Source organism: Superficieibacter sp., assembly GCF_032071645.1.
Classification (GTDB): domain Bacteria; phylum Pseudomonadota; class Gammaproteobacteria; order Enterobacterales; family Enterobacteriaceae; genus Superficieibacter.
Genome location: NZ_DAMAPU010000021.1, coordinates 17,858 through 41,823, shown reverse-complemented (window position 1 = coordinate 41,823; position 23,966 = coordinate 17,858). Strand labels below are relative to the sequence as shown.

The 23,966-nt window shown below is 55.4% G+C and carries 22 protein-coding genes and 1 pseudogene; 10 read left to right on the top strand and 13 right to left on the bottom strand.

Annotated features, from left to right (window positions below):
* Nucleotides 1-645 precede the first annotated feature (645 nt).
* The gene (gene nepI / locus RT197_RS21105) at nucleotides 646-1,827 is read left to right on the top strand and encodes a purine ribonucleoside efflux pump NepI (RefSeq protein ID WP_312953167.1); all 1,182 of its coding nucleotides are present in this window, start codon (nucleotides 646-648) and stop codon (nucleotides 1,825-1,827) included.
* Here the strand turns inward: nepI and RT197_RS21100 are convergent.
* Nucleotides 1,824-2,726, bottom strand: a complete 903-nt coding sequence (locus RT197_RS21100) for an EamA family transporter (protein ID WP_312953166.1) — start codon at nucleotides 2,724-2,726, stop codon at nucleotides 1,824-1,826. The genes nepI and RT197_RS21100 overlap by 4 nt on opposite strands.
* A 366-nt stretch (nucleotides 2,727-3,092) precedes the next feature.
* Between RT197_RS21100 and nlpA the strand changes: the two genes are divergently transcribed.
* From nlpA to RT197_RS21075, 5 genes are all read left to right on the top strand, one after another.
* Nucleotides 3,093-3,914, top strand: a complete 822-nt coding sequence (gene nlpA / locus RT197_RS21095; RefSeq protein ID WP_312953165.1) for a lipoprotein NlpA — start codon at nucleotides 3,093-3,095, stop codon at nucleotides 3,912-3,914.
* Nucleotides 3,915-3,952: 38 nt separating this feature from the next.
* The gene (locus tag RT197_RS21090) at nucleotides 3,953-4,837 is read left to right on the top strand and encodes a manganese-dependent inorganic pyrophosphatase (protein ID WP_312953164.1); all 885 of its coding nucleotides are present in this window, start codon (nucleotides 3,953-3,955) and stop codon (nucleotides 4,835-4,837) included.
* Between the two features lie 116 nt (nucleotides 4,838-4,953).
* Nucleotides 4,954-6,123 carry a Na+/H+ antiporter NhaA gene (nhaA, locus tag RT197_RS21085; RefSeq protein ID WP_312953170.1) on the top strand — a complete coding sequence of 390 codons (1,170 nt, stop codon included), beginning with the start codon at nucleotides 4,954-4,956 and terminating at the stop codon, nucleotides 6,121-6,123.
* 100 nt (nucleotides 6,124-6,223) lie between these two features.
* Nucleotides 6,224-7,000: an MBL fold metallo-hydrolase gene (locus RT197_RS21080; RefSeq protein ID WP_312953162.1), complete on the top strand. Its 777-nt coding sequence runs from the start codon at nucleotides 6,224-6,226 to the stop codon at nucleotides 6,998-7,000.
* A gap of 44 nt (nucleotides 7,001-7,044) precedes the next feature.
* The gene (locus RT197_RS21075; RefSeq protein ID WP_312953161.1) at nucleotides 7,045-7,998 is read left to right on the top strand and encodes a GlxA family transcriptional regulator; all 954 of its coding nucleotides are present in this window, start codon (nucleotides 7,045-7,047) and stop codon (nucleotides 7,996-7,998) included.
* A 53-nt stretch (nucleotides 7,999-8,051) separates the two neighbouring features.
* On the opposite strand, the gene RT197_RS21070 is transcribed toward RT197_RS21075, so the two are convergent.
* A complete protein-coding gene (locus RT197_RS21070) occupies nucleotides 8,052-9,107 on the bottom strand; it encodes an NAD(P)-dependent alcohol dehydrogenase (RefSeq protein ID WP_312953160.1) in 1,056 nt (351 codons plus the stop codon).
* A 202-nt stretch (nucleotides 9,108-9,309) separates the two neighbouring features.
* Between RT197_RS21070 and RT197_RS21065 the strand changes: the two genes are divergently transcribed.
* Nucleotides 9,310-9,444 carry a hypothetical protein gene (locus RT197_RS21065; RefSeq protein ID WP_312953159.1) on the top strand — a complete coding sequence of 45 codons (135 nt, stop codon included), beginning with the start codon at nucleotides 9,310-9,312 and terminating at the stop codon, nucleotides 9,442-9,444.
* Between the two features lie 20 nt (nucleotides 9,445-9,464).
* Here RT197_RS21065 and RT197_RS21060 read toward each other — a convergent pair whose 3' ends face one another.
* Nucleotides 9,465-9,764: a type II toxin-antitoxin system RelE/ParE family toxin gene (locus tag RT197_RS21060; protein WP_312953157.1), complete on the bottom strand. Its 300-nt coding sequence runs from the start codon at nucleotides 9,762-9,764 to the stop codon at nucleotides 9,465-9,467.
* A 3-nt stretch (nucleotides 9,765-9,767) separates the two neighbouring features.
* Nucleotides 9,768-10,028, bottom strand: a complete 261-nt coding sequence (locus RT197_RS21055; RefSeq protein ID WP_312953168.1) for a type II toxin-antitoxin system Phd/YefM family antitoxin — start codon at nucleotides 10,026-10,028, stop codon at nucleotides 9,768-9,770.
* 303 nt (nucleotides 10,029-10,331) lie between these two features.
* Here RT197_RS21055 and RT197_RS21050 point away from each other — a divergent pair, with 303 nt between their 5' ends.
* The gene (locus tag RT197_RS21050) at nucleotides 10,332-11,546 is read left to right on the top strand and encodes a diguanylate phosphodiesterase (RefSeq protein WP_312953156.1); all 1,215 of its coding nucleotides are present in this window, start codon (nucleotides 10,332-10,334) and stop codon (nucleotides 11,544-11,546) included.
* On the opposite strand, the gene RT197_RS21045 is transcribed toward RT197_RS21050, so the two are convergent.
* Entirely contained in the window at nucleotides 11,543-13,321 is a 1,779-nt protein-coding gene (locus tag RT197_RS21045) for a diguanylate cyclase (RefSeq protein ID WP_312953155.1), read from the bottom strand. The two genes, RT197_RS21050 and RT197_RS21045, sit on opposite strands and share 4 nt — an antisense overlap.
* A 370-nt stretch (nucleotides 13,322-13,691) precedes the next feature.
* Between RT197_RS21045 and RT197_RS21040 the strand changes: the two genes are divergently transcribed.
* Nucleotides 13,692-15,677, top strand: coding sequence for a ligand-gated channel protein (locus RT197_RS21040; protein ID WP_312953154.1), 1,986 nt, complete (start codon nucleotides 13,692-13,694; stop codon nucleotides 15,675-15,677).
* A 221-nt stretch (nucleotides 15,678-15,898) separates the two neighbouring features.
* On the opposite strand, the gene RT197_RS21035 is transcribed toward RT197_RS21040, so the two are convergent.
* Nucleotides 15,899-16,258: a MerR family transcriptional regulator gene (locus tag RT197_RS21035; RefSeq protein ID WP_312953153.1), complete on the bottom strand. Its 360-nt coding sequence runs from the start codon at nucleotides 16,256-16,258 to the stop codon at nucleotides 15,899-15,901.
* Between the two features lie 85 nt (nucleotides 16,259-16,343).
* Here RT197_RS21035 and RT197_RS21030 point away from each other — a divergent pair, with 85 nt between their 5' ends.
* Nucleotides 16,344-17,234 carry an alpha/beta hydrolase gene (locus tag RT197_RS21030; RefSeq protein ID WP_312953151.1) on the top strand — a complete coding sequence of 297 codons (891 nt, stop codon included), beginning with the start codon at nucleotides 16,344-16,346 and terminating at the stop codon, nucleotides 17,232-17,234.
* 55 nt (nucleotides 17,235-17,289) lie between these two features.
* Here the strand turns inward: RT197_RS21030 and RT197_RS21025 are convergent.
* The 7 genes and pseudogenes from RT197_RS21025 to RT197_RS20995 all read right to left on the bottom strand — a co-directional run.
* Nucleotides 17,290-17,799: pseudogene (locus RT197_RS21025) on the bottom strand (virulence RhuM family protein); the annotation flags it as partial.
* Between the two features lie 562 nt (nucleotides 17,800-18,361).
* Complete coding sequence (locus tag RT197_RS21020) at nucleotides 18,362-18,649, bottom strand: hypothetical protein (protein ID WP_312953149.1); 288 nt, start codon at nucleotides 18,647-18,649, stop codon at nucleotides 18,362-18,364.
* Nucleotides 18,650-19,839: 1,190 nt separating this feature from the next.
* Nucleotides 19,840-22,176, bottom strand: coding sequence for a primase-helicase zinc-binding domain-containing protein (locus RT197_RS21015; RefSeq protein WP_312953147.1), 2,337 nt, complete (start codon nucleotides 22,174-22,176; stop codon nucleotides 19,840-19,842).
* Between the two features lie 11 nt (nucleotides 22,177-22,187).
* A complete protein-coding gene (locus RT197_RS21010; RefSeq protein WP_312953145.1) occupies nucleotides 22,188-22,508 on the bottom strand; it encodes a DUF5375 family protein in 321 nt (106 codons plus the stop codon).
* Nucleotides 22,505-22,732: a hypothetical protein gene (locus RT197_RS21005; RefSeq protein WP_312953143.1), complete on the bottom strand. Its 228-nt coding sequence runs from the start codon at nucleotides 22,730-22,732 to the stop codon at nucleotides 22,505-22,507. The genes RT197_RS21010 and RT197_RS21005 overlap by 4 nt, the downstream gene beginning before the upstream one ends.
* Nucleotides 22,729-23,274, bottom strand: coding sequence for a host cell division inhibitor Icd-like protein (locus tag RT197_RS21000; RefSeq protein ID WP_312953141.1), 546 nt, complete (start codon nucleotides 23,272-23,274; stop codon nucleotides 22,729-22,731). Before RT197_RS21000 ends, RT197_RS21005 begins: the two co-directional genes overlap by 4 nt.
* On the bottom strand, nucleotides 23,271-23,537 hold the full coding sequence (locus RT197_RS20995) for an AlpA family transcriptional regulator (protein ID WP_312953139.1): 267 nt from the start codon (nucleotides 23,535-23,537) through the stop codon (nucleotides 23,271-23,273). The genes RT197_RS21000 and RT197_RS20995 overlap by 4 nt, the downstream gene beginning before the upstream one ends.
* Nucleotides 23,538-23,966 lie beyond the last annotated feature (429 nt).

The window sequence follows — 23,966 nt, the reverse complement described above, 5'->3', positions numbered from 1 at the left end:
CAAGGGAGAGGGAACTGACCGAGCGCGGGGTGACGTCCGGTGCCGGTTTTCCCCCTCTCCCTGACCCTCTCCCTCAAGGGAGAGGGAACCGACCGAGTGCGGGGTGACGTCCGGTGCCGGTTTTCCCCCTCTCCCTCAAGGGAGAGGGAACTGACCGAGCGCGGGGTGACGTCCGGTGCCGGTTTTCCCCCTCTCCCTGACCCTCTCCCTCAAGGGAGAGGGAACCGACCGAGTGCGGGGTGACGTCCGGTGCCGGTTTTCCCCCTCTCCCTCAAGGGAGAGGGAACTGACCGAGCGCGGGGTGAAGTCCGGTGCCGGTTTTCGCACTCTCCCTGACCCTCTCCCTTGAGGGAGAGGGAACTGACCGGGCGCGGGGTGACGTCCGGTGCCGGTTTTTCCCCTCTCCCTGACCCTCTCCCTCAAGGGAGAGGGAACCGATCAGCGTGCAGGCCGGGCGATCCACCTAACCCCAACCGTGGCACGTCCTGCTCCCTCTCCCTGTGGGAGAGGGCTGGGGTGAGGGCTTTTCCCCGCCACCGCCACAAAAACACCTGTTCCGCCTATAGTTGCCGAAACGTTAAGTAGATCACATTCAAAATGTTACACTGTGCGGCTGAACGTTAAAAATCACCCCAGGTCATTATCATGAGTGAGCATCATCTCCACACCCCGCAGGATGAAGTCAGACGCCCGAACTGGGCGGCGGTATTTGCCGTGGCGTTTTGCGTCGCGTGCCTGATTACCGTTGAGTTTTTACCGGTGAGCCTGCTGACGCCGATGGCGCAGGATCTGGGGATTTCCGAAGGGCTGGCCGGGCAATCCGTTACCGTCACCGCGTTTGTGGCGATGTTCTCCAGCCTGTTTATTACGCAGACAATTCGCGCCACCGACCGCCGCTACGTGGTGATCCTGTTCGCGATTTTGTTAACCCTCTCCTGTCTGCTGGTGTCTTTCGCCGGGAATTTCACCCTGCTGCTATTAGGCCGAGCCTGCCTGGGGCTGGCGCTCGGCGGCTTCTGGGCAATGTCGGCCTCGCTGACCATGCGCCTGGTGCCCGCGCGTACCGTGCCGAAAGCGCTGTCGATCATTTTCGGCGCGGTTTCCATTGCGCTGGTGATTGCCGCGCCGCTGGGCAGCTTTTTGGGCGGGATTATCGGCTGGCGCAACGTATTTAACGCGGCGGCGCTGATGGGCTTCATCTGCATCATCTGGGTATGGAAAACCCTGCCGTCACTGCCAGGCAAATCGGAACATCATCAGAATATGTTCGGCTTACTGAAGCGTCCTGGCGTGTTGGCGGGGATGATCGCCATCTTTATGTCCTTCGCCGGACAGTTTGCCTTCTTTACTTATATCCGCCCGATTTTCACCACCCTGTCAGGGTTTGATGTCGATGGCCTGACGCTGGTGCTGCTGAGCTTTGGTATCGCCAGCTTCATTGGCACCTCCTTCTCGGCACCGATCCTCAAACGCTCGGTAAAAATGGCGCTGGCCTGTGCGCCGCTGGTTCTGGCGCTCAGCGCGCTGGTGCTGATCCTGTGGGGGACGGATAAAACCGTTGCGGCAATCGTGGCGGTGGTATGGGGGCTGGCGTTTGCGCTGGTGCCGGTGGGCTGGTCAACGTGGATCACCCGCACTCTTTCCGATCAGGCAGAAAAAGCCGGATCGATCCAGGTCGCGGTGATCCAGCTTGCCAATACCTGCGGCGCGGCGATCGGCGGTTACGCTCTTGATAACCTCGGCCTGCTGTCACCGCTGGTACTTTCCGGCAGCCTGATGCTGCTGACGGCGCTACTGGTGGCAACAAAAGTGCGCGTGAAGGGCTAGTGCGGGCGCACTTTGCGCCGTGAATCCAGCGAGATCAGCACCACCGATGACAAAATCAGCAGCGTGCCGAGCCAGTCGGGGAGCGTAAAGGTTACGCCTAACAGCAGCAGCGACAGCAGCGCGCTGCTCAGCGGCTCCGCGCAGCTCAGAATGCTCGCCCTGGGGCCGCCAATCATCTGTGCGCCCTTCAGGTACATGCTGAAAGTCAGCGCCGTCCCAATCACCACCAGATAGAAAAACGCCAGCAGCAGCCCGCCGTTCACCATGAACTCCACGTCATTACCGGCGTAGAAGGGCAACAGCATCGCACCGCCCAGCAGCATACTCCAGCCCACCACCGGCAGCGTGCCGAAGCGGGCAATCAGATCCGACGGATAAGTGGTATAAAACGCGGCGGCAAAAGCCGAGGCAATTCCCCAGAACAGCGCGGCGGGGGAGATGGAAAGCGAGGTCGGATTGCCATGCGTCACCAGCAAAAAGGTGCCGGCCAGCGAGGTAAAAATGGCCAGAAACACCAGCGCGCCGGGACGCTTTTTACGCACAGCCGCAAACCACGCGACGATAATCGACGGCGATAAAAATTGCAGAATGGTCGCTGTCGCCGCGTTCGATTTTTCGATGGCGACGAGAAAGGTCAACTGGACGGTCAACGCGCCGACCAGCGAAAACAGCAGCAGGCTGATGATATCTTTGCGCGTTTTCAGAATGGCGAAGATTTTATCGCCATGAATGAGTGACAGCGTCAGCAGAATGAAGCCGGAAAACAGCAGCCGTATCATGGTCAGAAACTGTGCCGCGATCTGACTCTCCTGCATAATATACTGCGCGCAGACGCCGGAGCTGCCCCACAGGACGGCGGCGAATAAGACATAGATAATCCCTTTTTTGGTCGATCCCATTTTTTCCTCTGACCTGGTTATTTTTTAACGCGGCGCATCATAACATAAGCCTTACGCATGAAAACTCACCGGAAAACAGGGGGGATTTCCCGCATCAGGGAATGCAGGGGGACTCTCTGAAGAAGCGGCGGTAAAAGAAAAGCCAGACGCGCGACCCAGATGAAATATTTTCACAATACGCGCTGGCTATGAAAGCGGATAAGCCCCCCGCTTTTACAGAATAAATAAAGACTTACCGATTTTATTTTAAGCTCGTCTCTCCGCCTTTTCCCGCCTTGCTGAGACCTTTTCATTTTCAGGTTGCCGCCCCGTCCCGGTATATTTATCTCTTACTGTGGACGTTTTTATTTCAAAAAGGATAAACCCATGAAATTTGCGATACCTCATTTGCGCAGCGTGGCGGCGTTGCTGCTGGCAGGACTGGTACTGGCAGGCTGCGATGGCAACAGCAGCGATGCGAAGCATATTAAGGTCGGCGTTATTAACGGCGCGGAGCAGGACGTCGCCGAAGTGGCAAAAAAAGTGGCGAAGGAAAAATACGATCTGGATGTGGAACTGGTCGGATTTAGCGGCTCGCTGCTGCCGAACGATCCGACCGCCAACGGCGAGCTGGATGCCAACGTTTTCCAGCATCGACCTTTCCTCGCTGAAGATAACAAAGCGCATAATTACAAACTGGTCGCGGTGGCGAATACCTTTGTTTTCCCGATGGCGGGCTACTCGAAAAAAATTAAGGCCGTCGCGGATTTGAAACAGGGCGATACGGTCGCCATTCCGAACGATCCGACCAACCTGGGGCGCGCTCTGCTGCTGCTGGAAAAAGAAAAGCTGATTACGCTGAAGCCTAATCCGGGCCTGCTGCCAACCGCGCTGGATATCACCGCTAATCCGCTGAATCTGAATATTATGGAACTGGAGGGCGCACAGCTCCCGCGCGTGCTGGACGATCCCAAAGTCACCGTGGCGATTATCAGCACCACCTATATCCAGCAAACCGGGCTTTCACCCGTACACGACAGCGTGTTTATCGAAGATAAAAACTCGCCGTATGTGAATATTATTGTCACCCGTGAAGACAATAAAGACGCTGAAAACGTGCGCGATTTTATCCACGCTTACCAGTCGCCGGAAGTGGCGACGGCGGCGGAGAAAATCTTCAACGGCGGCGCGGTCCCTGGCTGGGAATGATATAATCGGTGACTAAAAACTGCCGCCCGGAGGCGTCAATGATCCATGTTTTTGGTCACCTTCACCCTGACAGCGATGCTGTCTGCACCGCCGTTGTCACCGCGCAATGGCTGAATCAACAAGGCCGGGACGCTTGCGCATGGCGTCTGGGCGAACTCAATAACGAAACCCGGTTTATTTTCCGTGCGGCAGGGCTGACGCCGCCCGCGCTGCTGGACAGCGCGCTTGACGATCGGGATGTCTGGCTGGTGGATTTCACCGAACCCGCGCAGGGGCCGCACTCTTTGCCGGAAAGCAATATCGTCGGCATTATCGATCACCACCGGCTCGGCGGCCTGATCACCCGTCTGCCGCCCGAAGTGTGGATCAAGCCCGTCGGCAGCAGCGCCACGCTATTGTGGCAGTTGTTGAAGCCGGAAACGCTCTCCGCCGCCCACGCCACGCTGCTGTTAGGCGCGATAATCAGCGATACGGTGGCGCTGCGCTCACCCACCACTACCGGGGACGATCATCTGGCGGTGGAGGCGCTTAGCGCACTGGCGGGCGTGGATCGTGAAACCTTCACCCGCGACCTGCTGGCAGCGAAAACCGATATCAGCGGAATGAGCGCCGACGCACTGCTGAATAAAGATATCAAAGCCTTTACCCTCGCCGGGCATGACGTCCGCGTGGCGCAACTGGAGCTGTATTCGCTGACCCAGGTCGATGCCATTCGCGACGATCTGCGCGTGGCAATGGATGCGCTGGTGGCGCAAAGCGGGGCGGCGCTGGTAGTGCTGATGCTGACCGATATCACTGAAAACGCCTCCACGCTTCTCTTCTCCGGCCCGGCGCTTGCCCAAGCCGAACCCTGCGCGGTGCCGGGCATGTTAAGCCGCAAAAAGCAGCTTTTACCCTGGCTTGAACAGCATCTTAAGCGCTGATCGGCCTTTACCTGTTTTTACTGCCCGAAGCGGCACCCGGCGGGGAGTTTGTGGTAAATTTCACCCCCCGCTGCGAAGCGCATCAATATGACAAGGAGGCCACAGTGCCAGAAGAAATCACCCGCGATAAGCCGCGCCAACGTAGTACGCTCGCCGCCCTGCTCCATGCCCCGGCTGCCGGAGGCATTATTCTGATCGTGGCATCGGCGATAGCAATTATCGTCGCTAACTCGCCGCTGGATGCGCTGTATCGTGAGCTGCTGCATTTCAAATTTGCCGGGCTGTCCGTTGAGCTGTGGATCAACGACGCGCTGATGGCGATTTTCTTCCTGCTGGTGGGGCTTGAGATCAAGCGGGAACTGCTGATCGGGCAACTGGCAACGTGGGGGCAGCGCGCGCTGCCCGGTCTTGCCGCGCTGGGCGGCATGGCGGTGCCTGCGCTGGTATACCTTTTCTTTAACGCCAACAACGGCGAAACGGTGGCGGGCTGGGCGATCCCCTCCGCCACGGATATCGCCTTTGCGCTCGGTGTGCTGGCGCTGCTCGGCAGCCGCGTCCCGGCCTCGCTGAAAATCTTCCTCTCGGCGCTGGCGATCCTTGATGACATGGGGGCGGTGATCATCATCGCGCTGTTCTACACCGGGGGGCTTTCCGGCGTGATGCTGGCAGCGGCGGCAGGCGTTGTGCTGCTGCTGCTGATGATGAACCGGATGGGCGTAAAACGCCTGCTGCCTTATCTGGTGGCGGGCGCGGTGCTGTGGTTCTTTATGCTGCAATCCGGCGTTCACGCCACTATCGCCGGGGTACTGCTGGCGCTGTTTATTCCGCTGCGCGGCAAAGATGCCCGGCAGCCCGCGCCCATCGATACCCTTGAGCACGGTCTGTTGCCGTGGGTTAAGTTTCTGATCCTGCCGCTGTTCGGTTTCGCTAACGCGGGCGTTTCGCTGGGTGGCATGACGATGAACGATGTGCTTTCACCCGTTCCGGTTGGCGTGGCGCTGGGGCTGTTTGTCGGTAAACAAATCGGCGTTTTCAGCATGGCGCTGCTGACCATCAAAACTGGCCTCGCGCCGCGACCACAGGGCAGCACCTGGATACAAATCTACGGCGTGTCGGTGCTGTGCGGTATCGGTTTCACCATGAGCCTGTTTATCGGTAACCTGGCGTTTGCCCGCTCGCCGATGTTGGTGGACGAAGTGAAAATCGGCGTCCTGGCTGGCTCTGTCGTTGCCGCGCTGGTGGGAATGCTGATCCTGCGTCTCGCGCCCGCGCGCCACGGCCAGTAAAACTGACCCGATCCCATCGTTATATGCCCCTGCGCCTGCGGTACGCCGCAGGCGCGCTATTTATACTTTTCATCCTGACTCACCAGACGCCGGATGAAAAATGAATATTACCCAGATACGCAACGCCACCCAGCTCATCACCTATGGCGGAAAACGCTTTCTGATCGACCCGCTGCTGGCGGAGAAAGAGGCTTACCCCGGTTTTGCCGGTTCCGTTCGCGCCGAACTGCGCAACCCGCGTACCGATCTGCCGGTGCCGCTGGCAACGCTGCTGGCGGTGGATGCGGTGATTGTCACCCACACCCACGCCGATCACTGGGACGCCGCTGCCGCCGCGCTTATCCCCACCTCTATGCCCGTCTTCGTACAAAACGCCAGCGACGAAAATTTACTGCGCGGTCAGGGATTTACTCATCTGCGCCAGCTGGAAGAATACACCGCGTTTGGCGATATCACGCTGAGCAAAACCGACGGTCAGCACGGCCCGGATGAGGCGTATGCCAACCCGCAGCTTGCCGCCAGGCTGGGCGACGCCTGCGGTGTGGTCTTTACCCATCCGCAGGAAAAAACGCTGTATCTCGCCGGGGATACGCTCTGGGTGCCAGCGGTAGAAGTGGCGCTGCGCCGCTACCAGCCGGAGGTAGTGGTGCTCAATGCCGGATGGGCGCATATTATCGGCGTGGGGCCGATTATTATGGGGGCGGAAGAGGTGTTTAAAACGCATCGTCTTGTGCCGCAGGCGCAGATCGTCGCCACCCATATGGAGGCGCTTAATCACTGCCTGCTGACCCGTGCGGCGCTGCGTGAATACGTGGATGCCAACCAGTTCGGCGAGCAGGTTTTTATCCCGCAGGACGGCGAAGCCCTGACTTTTTAGCATTCTGATAACGACCGGCCTGGCCCGAACGCAGGAACATGATGATGACTACACTCACCGTCGCCCTTATCGTGACGCCGCACTTTAGCCCGTTTCACCTCTCCGTGCCGTCGATTCTGTTTGGCGACAAAATCGCGGGGCGTAAGCTGTTTGACCTGAAAATCTGCGCGTTAACGCCGGGCAGAGTGGATTCAGCTGTCGGATTTTCAGTCAACGCGCCTGCCGGGCTGGAAGCGGTGGCCGGGGCGGCAATCGTCATCGTCCCGTTCTGGCACAGCGTTGACGAGCGCCCGCCGCAGCCCTTGCTCGACGCGCTGGCGGCAGCGCATCGTAACGGCGCGCAGGTGGTGGGCCTGTGTCTTGGTGCATTTGTGCTGGGTTACGCCGGGCTGCTGGACGGGAAACGGGCGACGACGCACTGGGAATACGCGGCGGATTTTCAGCGCCTTTTCCCGCAGGCGCTGCCGGAGATTAACGCACTCTATTGCGATGACGACCGGCTGATCACCTCCGCCGGAACCGCAGCGGCGCTGGATTGCTGTCTGTATATTATTCGCCAGCATTTCGGCAGCGCGATCGCTAACCAAATCGCCCGGCGGATGATTGTGCCGCCCTGGCGCGAAGGCGGGCAGGCGCAGTTTATCGAGCATTCCGTGCCGCAGACCACCCGGGACGCGCGCATTAATACGCTGATTGATTACCTGCAACGCCATCCTGAGCAGCCGCATGATATCAACGCGCTGGCGCGGGTGGCGTCGATGAGCCGCCGCACGCTGACGCGCCACTTTGTTAAAGCCACCGGGCAGACGGTCGCCGACTGGATCGTCACCGGACGGCTGCGCCGCAGCCAGAGCCTGCTTGAGGGCGGGGATTTAAGTATTGAGCAGGTGGCGGAGCACGCCGGTTTTCAGTCAGCGATCACCTTTCGCCAGCAGTTTAAAACCCATTTTGGCGTCAGCCCGAGCGAATGGCGAAAAACCTTTCGCGGACAGCGCTGAATCTTACCGGCATCCGCCGTGGTGTGCGTCCACACCACGGTGGCCTTAGCCGATCACGCCTGTAATGTGCCGATATCGATCACAAAACGATACTTCACGTCGCTTTTCAGCAGGCGCTCGTAGGCATCGTTAATCTCATCCATGCGAATCATTTCGATGTCCGACGTGATGTTATGCTCGCCGCAAAAATCCAGCATCTGCTGGGTTTCTTCAATGCCGCCAATGCAGGAGCCGGAGACCGAGCGACGGCCCATAATCATCGGCAGCGTATTCAGCGTCGGGTCGATATCACCGAGCAGGCCGACAAAAACCAGCGTGCCGTCGAGGGTCAGCGCAGGCATGTACGGATTAATATCGTGCGCGTAAGGCACGGTATCGATGATCAGGTCAAATTCGCCTTTCACCGCCTCCATTTGCTGGCTGTCGGTGGAGAGCACGACGTGGTGCGCGCCCAGACGACGTGCATCGGCCTCTTTGCCCGGCGAGCGGGTAAACAGCGTTACTTCCGCTTCCAGCGCGTGCGCCAGCTTCAGCGCCATGTGTCCCAGCCCGCCCAGACCAATCACCGCGACTTTGGTGCCTTTGGTGACGCCCCAGCGGATCAGCGGCGACCAGGTGGTGATCCCGGCGCAGAGCAGCGGCGCAACGGCCTTCGCATCCAGACTTTCCGGGATGCGCAGCACGAAGTCCTGCGTACAGGTAATGGAGCGGGAATAGCCGCCGTAGGTGGGACGATGGTCGTGGCGATCAACGCCGTTGTAGGTCTGGATGCATCCTTCTTCGCAGTATTGTTCCAGCCCGGACTGACAGGGCGAACACTCGCGACAGGAATCCACCATACAGCCGACGCCGACCAGATCGCCGGGTTTAAATTTGCTGACCTTGCCGCCCACCGAGGACACCCGGCCGACGATTTCATGGCCCGGCACCACCGGGTACTGGCTGAACCCCCAGTCGTCACGCGCCTGATGCAGATCGGAATGGCAGACGCCGCAGTACAGAATGTCGATAACCACGTCATCTTCGCGCGGATCGCGGCGTTCGAACTGATAAGGTGCCAGAGGTGCTTTTGCGGACTGCGCGGCATAGCCGAGAATAGTAACCGTCATAGTAACTCCTGAATTTAAGCGGGTGTGAGTGCCAGAGGCGCTAAAACAGACGCCGTCAGGCAAGAGAGTGAGTGGGTAAAACAGATTAGAAGAACTTCTAGCTTAGCCTCTCTGGTGGCCCGTTGTTTTGCTCTTTGCGCCATGCTTCCTGGTTTGTGCGTGGTATATTTCGACCAAACTTGAAACCCAGCATATTTCAATCGTGTCCGATGATAAGAAAAGCCATAGCATTGAGTTACCGACAGGTGCGCTGACCATGATGATGAATGTGCTGGATGAGGTTGCTGTCGGCAAACGCCATGCAAATCGTTGCGGTGTAAGGCTGAAAGCCGGATGAAGCAGCGCATCCGGCCTTTATTATCGTGTTAACAGATGATGCGCAGGGAGTTGCCTTTGGTGCAAAACCGCCAGCACCACCAGTTCGCTGTCTTCGATGAGGTAATAAATCATATGGCTGACACAGGGAAAGCTATAGGTTCCTGCACTCAGTTCAGGATATCGGGGCTGCCCAATCTCAGGCATTTCTGCCAGCCGCGACAATATCTCGCGTATACGGGAGAAATACTCTTGTGACTTTTTCCTTCCCCATTTTTGCTCTGTAAATTCAAGGATCTCTTTGAGATCGCGTTGCGCTTCTGCGGTAAGTCTGTAGCCCACCTTTTATCCTTTATTCGAATCCAACAATTCAGCGAAAAAAGTATCGCCATCGACTGTATTTCCGACGGCGATATCGTGGCGGGCACGATGAATTTTTTCTTGTAAAAGCTGGAGCTTTAGCGCTTCCATATGCTGATAATCTTCGATAGAGACTACGACAGCCACCGGTTTACCGTTGCGACTAATTTGCACGGGTTCTCGCTGCGCTTTGAGCAACATATCGCCAAACTGAGTTTTTGCTTCATTCGCGGTCAGAGTCTGCATGAAGTTCGCCTTTTCGATTGAATCGTTCGATTCGTTCATTATAGTCCCGAAGCTCTGCATAGCTATACCCTCCATGTGCATTCGTCAGCCATTATGTCCTCTGTAAATAAAGCCTCAATATGCAAAGGAGAAATCAGGAAGGCGGCTCGCAATATTGCCTCGCCAAAACGTACAACCTTTCGCCGTCTGGCGTTTTCCCCCACAAATATTAAGAAAGAACTCATTCAATATGTGACAACTCTGGCTGGTGTGTTAAATATGTTATATAGCCTTTTTTAACACGATCTCAGGGAGCGCCTCATCGTGCTTACGACGCTCATTTACCGCAGCCAGCTTACGCCATCCGATGACGTGTTGCCGCTTGATACGCTGGTTGAGACCGCGAAGCGGAACAATACGGCGCTCGGCGTCACCGGTATGCTGCTGTTTGACGGTGCGCATTTTTTGCAGGTGCTGGAAGGAGAAGAAGAGACGCTGGACGCGCTGTTTTCTAAAATCAGTCGCGATGTGCGGCATCAGCACGTCGTTGAGATGATGCGTGATTACGCGCCGCGCCGCCGCTTTGAAAATGTCGGCATGGTACTGTTCGATCTGCGCCTTGAACTGCCGCAGACGATCCTTGATTCCGTGCTACGCCACGGAAAGCTGGAGAGTTATCTGGCGGCGGAGGATCGGGTCTTTAAGTTCATTGAAACTTTTGCGACCAGCGAGCGTAAGGCCCGGCCTGACGAGCGTTTTGACGCCACCCGCTGGGTGCTGGAGCCGAAAACGCCGCCGTTTCGGCCGCCGTTGCCAAATATCCTGCCCGATCAAATGTGTCAGTTCGCCCTGCAACCGATTGTGGAACCGCTGGGGCGTACCATCAGCTCGCTGGAAGCGCTGGTGCGCAGTAATAATGGCGGTAGCCCGGAGCACTTTTTCTCGGCGATCCCGGATGACCAAATCTATGAAGTGGATCTGCAAACCAAAGCGTACGCCTTCGCGCTTGCCGAAAAAATCGGCATTGGTAGTCATAAAATTGCCATTAATCTTTTGCCTGGGTCGCTGGTCTTTATTCCCGGCGCGGTCGATTTTTTACTGGAAAAAGTCCATGAGCATAACCTTAGCCCTGAGCAGGTAATTGTTGAAGTCACTGAAAATGAAATGATCTCCGGCTTTGGCGAGTTCAACAGCGCCCTGAAAAAGCTGCGCGCTGCTGGTATGGGGCTGGCTATTGATGATTTCGGTTCCGGCTATGCGGGCCTGTCGTTACTGGCAAAATTCCAGCCCGACAAAATTAAAATCGACCGCGAGATCGTCAGTAATATTCACCTGAGCGGCCCCAAGCAGGCAATTGTGAATTCTATTATCAAATGCTGCTCGGATATGGAGATTACGCTGGTGGCCGAAGGCATTGAGCGCGTGGAAGAGTGGTGCTGGCTGGAATCCGCGGGCATCCGCCGCTTCCAGGGATTTCTTTTTGCGCGCCCGCTGTTAAACGGCGTTAACGATATTCACTGGCCAACGTTTACGGTTTAAGACACTTTTTTCGCTACCACGATTTGGCTGCGCCCGCGCTCTTTCGCCAGATACAGCGCCAGATCCGCCGCCCGGACGAGATTGCTCTCTCTGGCGTGGGTCGGCCAGGTCGCCAGCCCGATAGACACGGAGACAGGCCCCACCTCGTGCAGTTCATAGAGCATACGGTGCGCGGTGATGTTATGCAGGATCTTCTCGGCAACATGTTTCGCCTGTAGCTCTTCAAAATCCGGCAGGAGAATTAAAAACTCCTCGCCGCCGTAGCGAAACGCCACGCTATTTTCGTCCAGTTGTTCGCTGATGATCCGCGCCGTCTCCCGCAGCACTTTGTCTCCGGCTCCGTGGCCCCAGGTATCGTTAAGCCTTTTGAAATAATCGATATCGATCATCAGGCAACTGACGCAGCTCTTTTTGGTTTCCGCATTTTCAATCAGCGTGCGCAGGATGTCGTCAAGATTATGGCGATTGCGCAGCCCGGTCAGCGGATCGTACATCGCTTTTTCCGTCAGCGTATCGCGCAGTTTCTGGTTTGCCAGCGCCAGTGAAAGCGTCTCCGCCATCAGTTCGAGGTAGATATACGGCGGCTTTTTATTGCTGATGTGGTTATCAAACGTCAGCAGGCCAATGGGTTTATTCTGGGCGATCAGCGGCACACAAATCGCTTTGGCGGCAATTTGCGCGGGATAGTGCTCGCAGGGAATATCTACCGTATCGCGTGAAGGGCTGTGCAACTGTCCGCGCTTCAGCGCCCAGCAGCTCTCCGGCATAAACGGCGCGTCGTCGCCCGCAGGACTCAGCCAGCTGGCCATGCATTTCATGCTGTTACTTTGCGGGTCGAGAATATACAAACGTCCACCCATCTCCGGCATCACTTTAGGCGCGAAAACTTTCACGACCTTAATAATGCTGCGATGCGACTCGCAGCCCTGAAGCCGCTGGGTCATCCGGGCCAGCAGATTGCGCGTTATCCAGTCGGCATCGCGCTCCTGCTCCAGCCGCTGGCGGACCATCCCGTTTTCACGAAAAATATGGATTGCCTGCGCCATATCGCCGATCTCATCGACCTGCGCGAGCAGCGGCGTTTCCACCGCATAATCCTGCGAAGCCAGCCGGTTTACGACGTCGCTTAGCGTCACCACCGGCCGCAATATGCGATGCTTGATGATAAAACCGAGCACAAACAAAAACAGCAGCGCGGTCAGCGCGACCATGATTTCCGAGAGCGTGCGCAGACGCTGGGAGAAATGGGTGGCTTCGGCAACCGTGGCGTCTGTGCGCTGATTAATCAGGCTTTCAAAATGGGCAAAGCGATATTCTGCCTGCGACAGTTGTCCCTCATAATCTGCGCTGAACAACAGGCGGATCGCTTCGTCATGTCTGCCTTGTTCGATGGCGGTAATGGCAGCCTGCTGTTCATCTTCCAGCGTATCCAGCGCCGTCAGGCCGTCGCGCAGTAGCATCAGTTCTTCCGCCGATGCGCCAATATCCTTCAGCGCGTTCAGGTGTTTTTCCAGGCGACGATCCTGCGCCAGTTCCGCCTTCCACGCCTGAATGTTCTCCGGCTGCGGATTAACCACCGCCAGACGGGCTCTGTCGGTGAGCGAAAATGCTTCTTTCTCCAGTTGCTCTGTGGCGGTATCGAAATCACGACTCTGCTTCACCGCCGCTCTTTCTGCCCGGTCAGCATTTGACGCCATAAAAAGCGCAACGCCGGAAGAGAGTGTAAGAACAACCGTTGCGATGTAAGCAAAATTGGTAATCGTCGCGATACGCACGCCGGGCCTCACTGAAGCAGGTAACGAGTGGATTATTATGAGTTTACTTTAAATTTGCGAAAGCATTGGGGAATCCGCCGCGCTGATGAAAGGGAAATAAGCAATATCCTTACGGAAAAAAGGATTATTTCCGCCGGTAATAAATAATCCCACCGGGTGATAAATAATAACATGGAGAAAATTCAGGGTTATTTGTGCCTGCCTGACGCTTTATTTCAATAAATGTAAATAGTTCTCATTATTGTTTACATTCGCAAACATATCTCCTAAGATCGCGCCGTTTCGCTTCTTATTTCGCCATAAATAAAAAATTTCTCGATGTTTTGCGTCCGCTTTTTGGCAGGCTCGTTTTATTCTAAGGAATGAAAAAATGAAAATCTCTCAGGTCAAGTTACTCGCTGCTGCGGGGTGTTTCGCTACGTGTCCCGCAACCGTTCTGGCTGATGCTCAGGACACGATGGTCATTACCGCCACCGGCTTCGAACAAAAAATCCAGAACGCGCCCGCGTCTATTTCCGTAATTTCTAAAGCGCAAATAGAGGATAAAGCCTACCGTGATGTGACCGATGCGCTGAAAGACGTACCGGGCGTCGTTGTTACCGGTGGCGGCAGCAGCAGCGATATCAGTATTCGCGGTATGGCTTCTCAGTACACGTTATTCCTCGTGGACGGCAAACGTATTAGTACCCGGGGAACACGTCCCAATAGCGATAATTCCGGGATCGAGCAGGGCTGGCTGCCGCCGCTGGAATCCATCGAACGCATTGAAGTCATTCGTGGCCCGATGTCATCGCTTTATGGCTCCGATGCCATGGGCGGTGTGATTAACGTGATCACCAAAAAAGTATCGAATTCGCTGGGCTGGACTGGTTCCCTGCACGGCGACGCCACGTTCCAGGAAAATAACGATTCCGGCGACCTGTTCCAGACTAACGCCTGGGCGTCCGGTCCGATTATTGAAGGATTGCTGGGCGCGAAAGTGACCGGCCTGCTCTCCCGCCGGGCGGAAGATCAGATCGTCAACGGCTACAACGAGCAGAAGCTGCGCAACGGCGCGGTGACGCTGAACTTCACGCCCGACGAGAAAAACGATTTTGACCTGGATATCGCGCGCGAATTGCAGGATCGTAACAGCCTGCCGGGCAAATCAATGGCTGCCGAAAGTTGCCGTGGCAGCACCTGTACGCCGAATACCGCCAGCAAAAGCCGCTATGAGCACACGACATATGGGTTAACGCACAACGGCTATTACGATGAGTTCAACACCAGCAGCTACATCCAGCAGGAAAAGTCGGCCAACCCCGGTCGCGAGATGAAGTCGTACAACACCACCTTTAACAACCAGAACCAGATCTTCCTCGGCGATCATACGCTGACGGTTGGCGGGCAGTATCGTTATGAAAAACTGAATGATAACGGCAACCAGCTTGAAGCGGCGGACGGCCTGAACAAGCTGACCCGCTGGAGCTGGGCGCTGTTTACCGAAGACGAATGGGCGATGACCGAGAGCTTCACGCTGACGGGCGGCCTGCGCATGGATAAAGACGAAAACTACGGCACCAACTGGACACCGCGCGGCTATGGCGTCTGGCATCTTGCCGAGCAGTGGACTTTAAAAGGTGGCGTGTCTGCGGGCTACCGCGCGCCGGATCTGCGTCAGTCCTCCGCCAGTTGGGGACAGGTCACGGGCGGCGGGCGGCTGGACGGTATCATCGTCGGCAACCCGGATCTGAAGCCGGAAAAAAGCCTGAGCGAAGAGATTGCCCTACTGTGGGATAACAATGAAAATCTCAACGCGGGAATTACCCTGTTTAATACCGATTTTAAAAACAAGATCACCGAAGTTCGCCGCTGTAACAGCAGCGCCGATCCGGCGTGCACCATTGGCAATCACAGCTATGATTTTGTCAGCGATCGCGTTAACGTCGATAAAGCCAATATGCGCGGCGTGGAATCCAGCTTCGGCTGGGATATCACGCGCGACCTCAGTCTGACCGCCAACTACACCTATACCGACTCCGAGCAAAAGAGCGGCCCGTTCTCCGGCAAGCCGTTGAACAAAATGCCTAAGCATATGTTCAACACCACCCTGGACTGGCAGGCACAGGAAGATCTTGGCTTCTGGAGCCGTCTGAACCTGCGCGGTAAAACCTCTGAATATTTAAGCCGGACGTCAATGGCAGAAGGCACGCCGTCCTATACCCAAATCGACGCAGGTCTGCGTTACAACGCCAACAAAAATCTGCTGGTGTCGGCGGGCGTGTATAACGTGCTGGATAAGCAGATTGACTACGAAACCTATGACACGGTGCTGGACGGGCGTCGGTATACGGTGGGGCTGACGTATAATTTCTGATGCAGTTTGAAGGTAAATGGCGAGGGGGCTCCTCGCCATTTTTTATTTCTTCCGCTGCGCCCGGGCGGCACGCATCACGGACATGCAGGCAGCGGGCTTTTTCTCTCCAGGCCCGGCCAGTCTGAAATCAGTCGCTGACAAGAGGCAGTTTCTGCAACCCGTTTAAATCGCATTTTGTCGGCAGACGCAGCCCGGAGGTTTCCGCTTGATCGGCAACCGGATTACTCACCGCGCTCACCCTGCATCAACGTCTTCTTTAACCGCGCTCGTCGGCGCTCAAGCTCATCAATTTGCCGTTCGATCTCCGCCAGCCTTTTATGCTGAATGGCCTGCGTTTCGGGACAAAACGTGGTGCCCTCTATCAGGCGCATACAATCAGGAAAACTGCGGATCTCGGCGATGCTAAAGCCAGTCGCGATCAGCCGCTGGATTTGCCGCACCTGGGCGACGGCCTCCGGCGGGAAATACCGGTATCCATTGCAGGCGCGGGAGGATGTCAGCAGATCGTGACTGTCATAATGGCGAATCGATCGCACGCTGACGCCTGTTTTTTTCGCCAGTTCGCCAATAGTTAACTGCATTTTACGCTCCCCTGATTGCTGCTTGACTCTGACATTAGTGTCAGGGTTCAGCATAGCGATGAAACCATAATCAGAGGAGCTTTTTATGTTACTTTTTACCTTACGTCGCTCGTTAATTCCGCTATTCCTGCTGCTGTTTTCTGGTGCCTTGTTTGCGCAAATCAAAAATTACACCGTGACCGCGCCCGACGGCGTAACGCTTGCGGTGCAGGAGAGCGGCAATCCGCAGGGCAGGCCGATTATCTTTATTCATGGTCTGCTGGGCAGTCATCTGAACTGGGAAAAACAGATCCAGGACGCGCAGTTGCAGCGCTACCGGCTAATTACTTTTGACCTGCGCGGGCACGGGCTTTCTGCAAAGCCGCAACAGGAGAGTGCTTACAGTGAAAGCAGGCTCTGGGGGGATGATCTGGCGGCAGTAATTGAAGGCAGCCACGCTAAAAAACCGCTGCTGGTGGGCTGGTCGCTGGGCGGCGTGGTGATCACCAGCTATCTTGCAGCGCATGGCGATGCCAGTCTCAGCGGGGCGGTATACGTTGACGGCGTAGTGGAACTCACCCCGGAACAAATCCCGGCGCACCCGGCTGTCTATCGGGACATGACCGCCAGCGACTTAAAAACCCACCTCGACGGTGAACGCGACTTCCTGCGGCTCTGTTTCCATCAGCAGCCGGACAGCGCCACCTTTGAGCGTCTGCTGGCAAACGCTGCGCTGGCCGCATGGCCGATGCAGCGCGCCGTGCCCTCCCTGCGTGTCCCTCTTGAAAAAGGGCTGAAGCCTGCGCGCATTCCCTTACTGTTTATTTACGGCAAACACGATGCGCTGGTGAATCCCCAGCCCTCGCTGGCGCGGGCAAAGGCGGTCAATCCGCGCATTCAGTCACTGGTTTTCGAAAATTCAGGGCATACGCCGTTTATTGAGGAGAGTGAGCGGTTTAATCGGGAATTGGGGGCGTTTATAGGGGGGGTTAATTAATCAGGATGGATGCCCCTGTTATGCCGCCAAATGATTTTGCTTGTGGGGGCATCCGGCGTAAATAAACCCGGCGCTCGCTGGCGCGAATATCGCGGATGCGTTCGAGCATCTCATCAAAATAGTCGGGTACAGCCGATAAGCCAACAGGCGGATTCTTCAGCCGCTCATCGTCCATCACAAAACCTTTAATCAGGTATTCCTGGAGTGTTTTGGTTGCCCATTTGCGGAACTGAGTGCCTCGAGTGGAGTGGACACGATAGCCAACGGCGAGGATCACGGGCAGGCTGTAGTGAAGCATATTGCGGTTTACCTGACGATTCCCTTCCTGTTGAACTTGTAAGTAAGACTTACAGGTTGCGTTTTGTTCAAGCTCGCCTTCTTCGTAGATCGCTTTGATATGTTGTGTAATGGCCTGAGGAGTAACCTGATAAAGATTCGCAATGGTTGCCTGGGGCAACCAGAGTGTTTCTTGCTCAAAGCGGCATTCAACGCGTACACCCCCGTCATCGCTGGTAAACATAATGAATTCACCTGCCGGGGATTGGGTTAAATGTTTATCTGCCATGCCGCCTCCTTTTACCTCTGACCCACACCGCTGTAATTCGCTTAGTATGCCAGAGATACGCGTATGGCGTTTATTTTGCAGGGAAAGATCTGAGAAAATATTTTGTGAGGATATCGTTAATTTTTCTACCAGGTCCAGATGTCTGAACGTGATATACCCACTGCCTTTCCAGGAGTAATAAATATCAGCAACGGTAATTAATTAATAAAATATCAGAAAGGATTTAGTAGCGCTGGAATCAAGCACAAGCAGCAATTTTGGCGGAAGATCACAGGAGTGATATAGAGAATGTAACTTTATGTATTTATTGATATTTATAGTTTATGTAGTTATTTGTTATACACATGGCTATACACATTTGCTTGACTGAAAAACTCTCTATGGATGAAGCACCAGTGACCGATCTTATCTAAAAACTTTTTTTGGGAAAACTCTTCAAACTGTTCACTAATAATTTTTATTTATAATATTCATATGGTTATGTGGTGAAGGATTGGTGAACAGTGAATACTTTACTGTTCACCCCTAAGGTTTTCCATCGAGTGCAGAGAAGGAGCATATGTCAAATGCTAAAGAACTCAATTGCTTCTGTAATATTATTCATCATCTGCTTATTACCACTTGTTACCGCCTGATGCAAAAGGCCAGAGAGCATAGCATTACGTGTTTTAGTCGGTATGACGCAGGGACTAAGTATTCCATGCGATTGTGGATATCCATCCCAATGAACGCCGAGTTCTTTGGTGCCTCCGTTATGTTCGTGCTTATGGTCATAGTAACCATAAATTAATACCATCCCGTCGTCTTCATGGAATGGCTTAGAATTTTTCCAGTACGAAATCATTTTCATTTTCATTTCCTTTAATCGCAATACGTTAAGTCATGATTACTGTACTCTGAAAGAGTTCAAGTGCTCGCTTATAATCAATTTCATGTTTTTCATGCGGTGTCGCCTTGATGAATACCCGCATTTCCTGTGGAGAAAATGAGAAATTTTTCGGTAGCCCAAGCTTCTTCTTTACTGCACCATCTGCTGAATTACACTGATCACAGATTAGTGTCTGAGAAAATCGGGGCACGTCTAAACCCCTATAGTCAGCAGAATGGTCGTGGTGTTTGTGTAACGCTGCAACCCAGTCCATAAAAGCATTCTGTGTCTTCGGAAATCTGAGTGTCCATCTCATGATTTGAAATTTGCTGCGTCCGCACCCAGGGCAGATCCAGTCGTCTCCCGTTGCTTTCCATAACCTATGGTAATGGAGTCCAGTATGGTTCTGATAATCTTCATATGTAGGCGTTTTATTCTTCATCATTTCACCGGTGATCCACATTCGTTGTACTTCTGCTGTTATGTTGCTATTCAATAAGGCCGGGCCATTTTTGTAATTTATAGGTAATAGTACGTCATGTGAAAACAGAGATAACTGATCCGAATAATCATAAATCATCTTCCAGCATGGACATTCGCTGGATGATACGTTTCAAAACGGTCTTCTCTGACATTATGTGCAAATTATAAGAAAATAAATAGCGGATCTTTCCGGGGAGGATTTGTCAGAGGTCAACAATTCGCTTGCCACTTGCTAGGGAAAATCTTCATGATTTCAGTACATCAAGGTACGGCAAGAGATTTTATGCAGGTTTTACAGCGGGAAAAATAAAATCCCCGTCCAAACTGTCGCTTCCGTGTTGGACATGCTTACAAACGCAGCTTTTATTTTTCCGCTATAACCATATTGGAGTTATGGTTTTAATGATTATCGTATAGCTATCGATCAATTTCATTCACTGCGTATTAACATGTATCCATTGATTAACACAGACTGATGCTAGCATCACCCTCTCTTGGTTCTGAGTGGTCTGATAATTTTTGAGGGTAAAAAGTTTTTTCGGAAAAACTGTTCACACTGTTCACTCGTGCTTTTTATTAATTAAAAACAGTGTGTTAAGTTGTGAATACCTGGTGAACAGTGAACACTACACTGTTCACATGGCGGGGGCGGGAGATAAAAAAGACCGGCGGCTGCCGGTCTGAGTGGATTATGTTGTGGCGGGGTCGTCGCATTTCGGCAGCCAGTCGCCGTTGCTTTCCTCCCTCAGTGCGAGGTTGGTCTGCATCCCTTGATTTGTCCGGCGTTTGTCATAATGCATGCCGTACTCTTTCAGCATGGCCGACAGTCCCTTCCCGAACATCGTCAGGCTGAGGGTGTTTTTATACCCGTGCGCTTCCATGTAGACCAGATAGGCGTGATACAGATAAAGTCGCGGCTGACGCGGGACGATGTTGGCATTCCCCATATACATCCCGTCAGCATCCGGCAGTGCCTCCAGATAGCCACAGAAATCAAAAGCCGGGTCAGCGTCACGCTTGATGCTGAGTGCCTCGTCGGAGTTCTGCTGCGACTGGAGCAGCGTCCGGGCGCTCATCGGGTCGCTGAACTGCTGCATAAGCTGGCGGACGATGACGGCCAGCTCGCGGGCAATTTTATCCTTAAGCTGCGGGTCGCGCTCGGCCGGGGCTATCTGCTCCGGGAAGTGAATAATCACCCGGCGACGGGACACGCCGCCGCTGCGGTCAGTGAAGCGCATCGGATTGTTGTTCACGGCCAGAATCACCGCCGGAATATGGGCCGAGTAGGCGTCGCGGTATTTCGGGTCGACCGAGACAGCATCGCCGCCGGTGATGGCCTTGAGGCCTGCCCCGTCACCGCTCCATTTCTCCTGGTCAGGCAGACGTATCAGCGAGAAGCCGATAAGGGCCGCGCGCTCGCGGGGCGACTCCAGTGTCTCGATACTGGCCGAAGTGGCATTATCTTCTCCGGCGAGCATCGTCGCAATTTCGGCCAGAATACTTTTCCCGCTGCCGCCGGGGCCGGTGACTTCGAGAAAGAGCTGCCAGTCGTAGCGGTTCGCCAGCACCATAAACAGGGCGGCGAGTATCACATCACGTTTGTCCTGACGGCCACCGGCGGCACGGTCAAGCCAGCGCCAGAAGTTCGGGGCATGGGTTTCCAGCGTTTCGCCCTCCACCGGCGGGGTGAAATCGACATCACACAGCGTGCGCAGCCAGTGCGATTTGTGGTGAGGGGCGAATATACCGGTATTCGTGTCCAGCACGCCGTTGCGAAAGCCAATCAGCCGCCGCGCCGGGGCGGCCTGCTGCGGGATTATCAGTTTCAGGGTGTCGACCAGTGAGGCAATTTTCCCGGACGAGAACGGGGCGCGCAGGCGCTGGAACAGCCCGGCCACGTCGCGGGCAAAGTCCGACGGCGGAATGATTTTCCAGATGCCGTGTTCATATCGGGAGAGGAGCTGGCCGTTTGCATCCACGGCCAGCGCTTCGCCGTAGTGCTCATGCACCCGCATCGCCTTTTCACTGGTACTCATGGCGGTAAACTCCGCCTCGCTCATGGTGTCGAACGGACTGGCAACAGGCGGTTTAATGGCATCATAAATCGCCCGGCGCGTGACGTCCTCCCCCTGTTGCGTAAACGCATCATTCCAGTCGCCGAATACCGGCGGCAGGGCCACAGTCCCTTCACAGGCTTCTGCGGCCGCCACAGCTTTGGTCTGGCCGTTGCCGCTGAGGTCGCGGTCGGCGGCGAGGATAATCTGACAGGCCGGATGCTTTTGCCGGGTAAGGCTCGCCAGAGAAAGAAGGTTTACGGAGGACAGCGCCACCATTACGGTTTCCCCGGTCAGGTGATGCACGGTAAGTCCGGTCGCATACCCCTCCGCTATCCACAGCCGTTTTCCGGCCTGTTTTTTTCCTTCAAGGGTGTGACAGGTTTCCCTGACCTGTCCGCCTTTCAGGGTGCGTTTCAGGCCGTCTGCGTTAATAAGCTGGAGATTGACCAGCGTCCCGGCGGCATCATGCAGCGGCACCACCATATCGCCGGAATGGTACGCCACGCCTCCGGTTTTGTGCGGGGCGGTCAGCATCAGGCACTCGCGGGCGGGAAAGCCCTTGCGTGCGAGGTAGGCGTTGCCGGTGCCGGTGCGGGCTTTTTCCAGTAATGAGGTGGCAAGCCGGGACGCCGCCGCACGGCTGGCCGCCGTTTCAGCCTGTTCCGCTTCGCTCAGGGTTTGCGCTGCCACCGGCGGCAGGCTGCCGGTCAGGGCGCTGACTTTTCCGGCCGCCTCTGAGGCCGAGACGCCGAAGACTTTTTCAACCAGCTTAAGCCCGTCGCCCGCGCCGCACTGGTTACAGAACCACGTCCCGCGTCCTTCCTTATCGTCAAAGCGAAAGCGGTCTGAGCCCCCGCACACCGGACACGGCTGATGACGGTTTTTAATCACCTTCACCCCCAGCGCCGGGAGAATGCGCGGCCAGTGGCCGCACGCCTGTTTCACGGTTTCCGTTACGTTCATTTTCATGGTGTTTTCCCTCAGTGCAGGACAGGCGTTGCGATATGGCGGGTGCAGAGTTCATCCATCACGGCGAGGCCGAGAAAGGTCAGCGCCGGGGCGGCCTTAAGCGGCCCGGCCTGCATTAAGTCTTCCAGCAGTGCGCAGGCAATCAGGCGGCCTTTCTCTTCGCCGTGCCGGCGCAGGTAGAAGCCCTCAAGCTGTGCGGCGATGGCATTCTCCACCGTCTCAAGGGTGAGGTGCGGATAGCGGTGCTGGCGCTCGCACGCATTCAGCCAGGCACAGGCCACGGCCCGGCGGTAAAGCGCGATGCGCAGGACGGGGGTAAGGGTCTGGTTCATGCGTCAGCCTCCCCGTTAAGCCACTGGTGACTGCACCGGCCGACCACGCCGTCGAGCTGGGCGGTCATGAGGTAAATCACGGAGGTGAGCTGTAAATGCTGCGCCGGGCTGCGGCGCAGGCTTGTGCAGTCCTGCACCTGCGCCATGTCGGTTACGAGCTGGCCGAGGTTGCGCAGGTGCTCAAGGCATTCGAGGTCTTTCAGGGTGATGGCGGGCTGTTTCATGCGCACACCTCCACCGGCAGGCGGGCCGCAAGGGACAGTACATAGTCACGGACAAGGGTGCGGCGGGCGGCGCGCTCGTCACCGGCAACGGTGCGGAGCATAAGGATATGGGGCTGACGGTCTGCGCGGCGGACGGCGGCAAACACAAAGACAAACTGCGGATGAGACAGGGTGAGGGTCGTAGCCATAGGGGCAACCTCCATAGTTAGCTTGTTACAGCTACCACCGGAGTTCTCACGCAATGGTGGTAGCCCAGACGGGGGTGAGAAACCGGCAACTATGGAAACCGGCCAGCCCGAAAGCTGCCCCGCCTGAGCCACCATAACTCTGATAGCGCAACGGGCAAAGAACCGTTGCCTAAAGAATGGGAGCGCATAGGCATAGACATAAAAAAAGACGCAAGGCGCGTCTGATGTCGCCATAGTTAAACTCGGGTTCTCACGCCCGGCTGCCGATTTTGCGACAGCGGGAAAACTATACCTGGAAACGGGCGGAAGAAGCAAGCCAGAAAAAGGGGCTTTTTGCTGAGCAGCCATCATCATGCGTCACAGCCCCGGTTACGGGCGGCAATGCGGTCACTCATCCACGCGGTGATTTCAGAGTGCAGCCACGCCACGTTTTTCCCGCCGAGGGAAACCTGCTGCGGAAAGGCGCTGCGGCTGATGAGGTCGTACACCGTGGAGCGTGACAGGCCGCAGAGGTGCATCACCTCGGGCAGGCGCAGAAAGCGCTCCTGAGCGGCGTCAGACACCGGCATCAGCGGGGCGGCAGGGGCGGAAGACGGGGAAGAAAAAGCGGTGTGCATCGGGCTACCTCATAAAGTCCATACAGTGCCGGTCGTGTCCGTCCGGCCTCGGGTAGCTCTCTATTTTGTGAATATTTTCTCTCAGGGCAACAAGTCTTTTTGCCGTGAGTCACCACACAACAACCCGTTAACAATCAGATGGCAAACAGTGGCAAACGATGACAATCACTGACAATCTTTGATAATCCCATGGCAAAGAATCTATTTCTTTTATTTATACATATCCAGGTTTTTATCTAAAAAAGGTCTAAGCACGGTGTCGGTATAAAAAAGCACTGCGTGAACACTTGTGAACAGTCGGTGAACACTCTTTTCCCAACTGTTCACTCTTTAACTTACTGTATTAACTATCTTTTTATTTCCAGTGAACAGTAGTGAACAGTTATAAGTAAAAAACAAACGGTAAAGGGGGTTTACCTGCACCCTTTC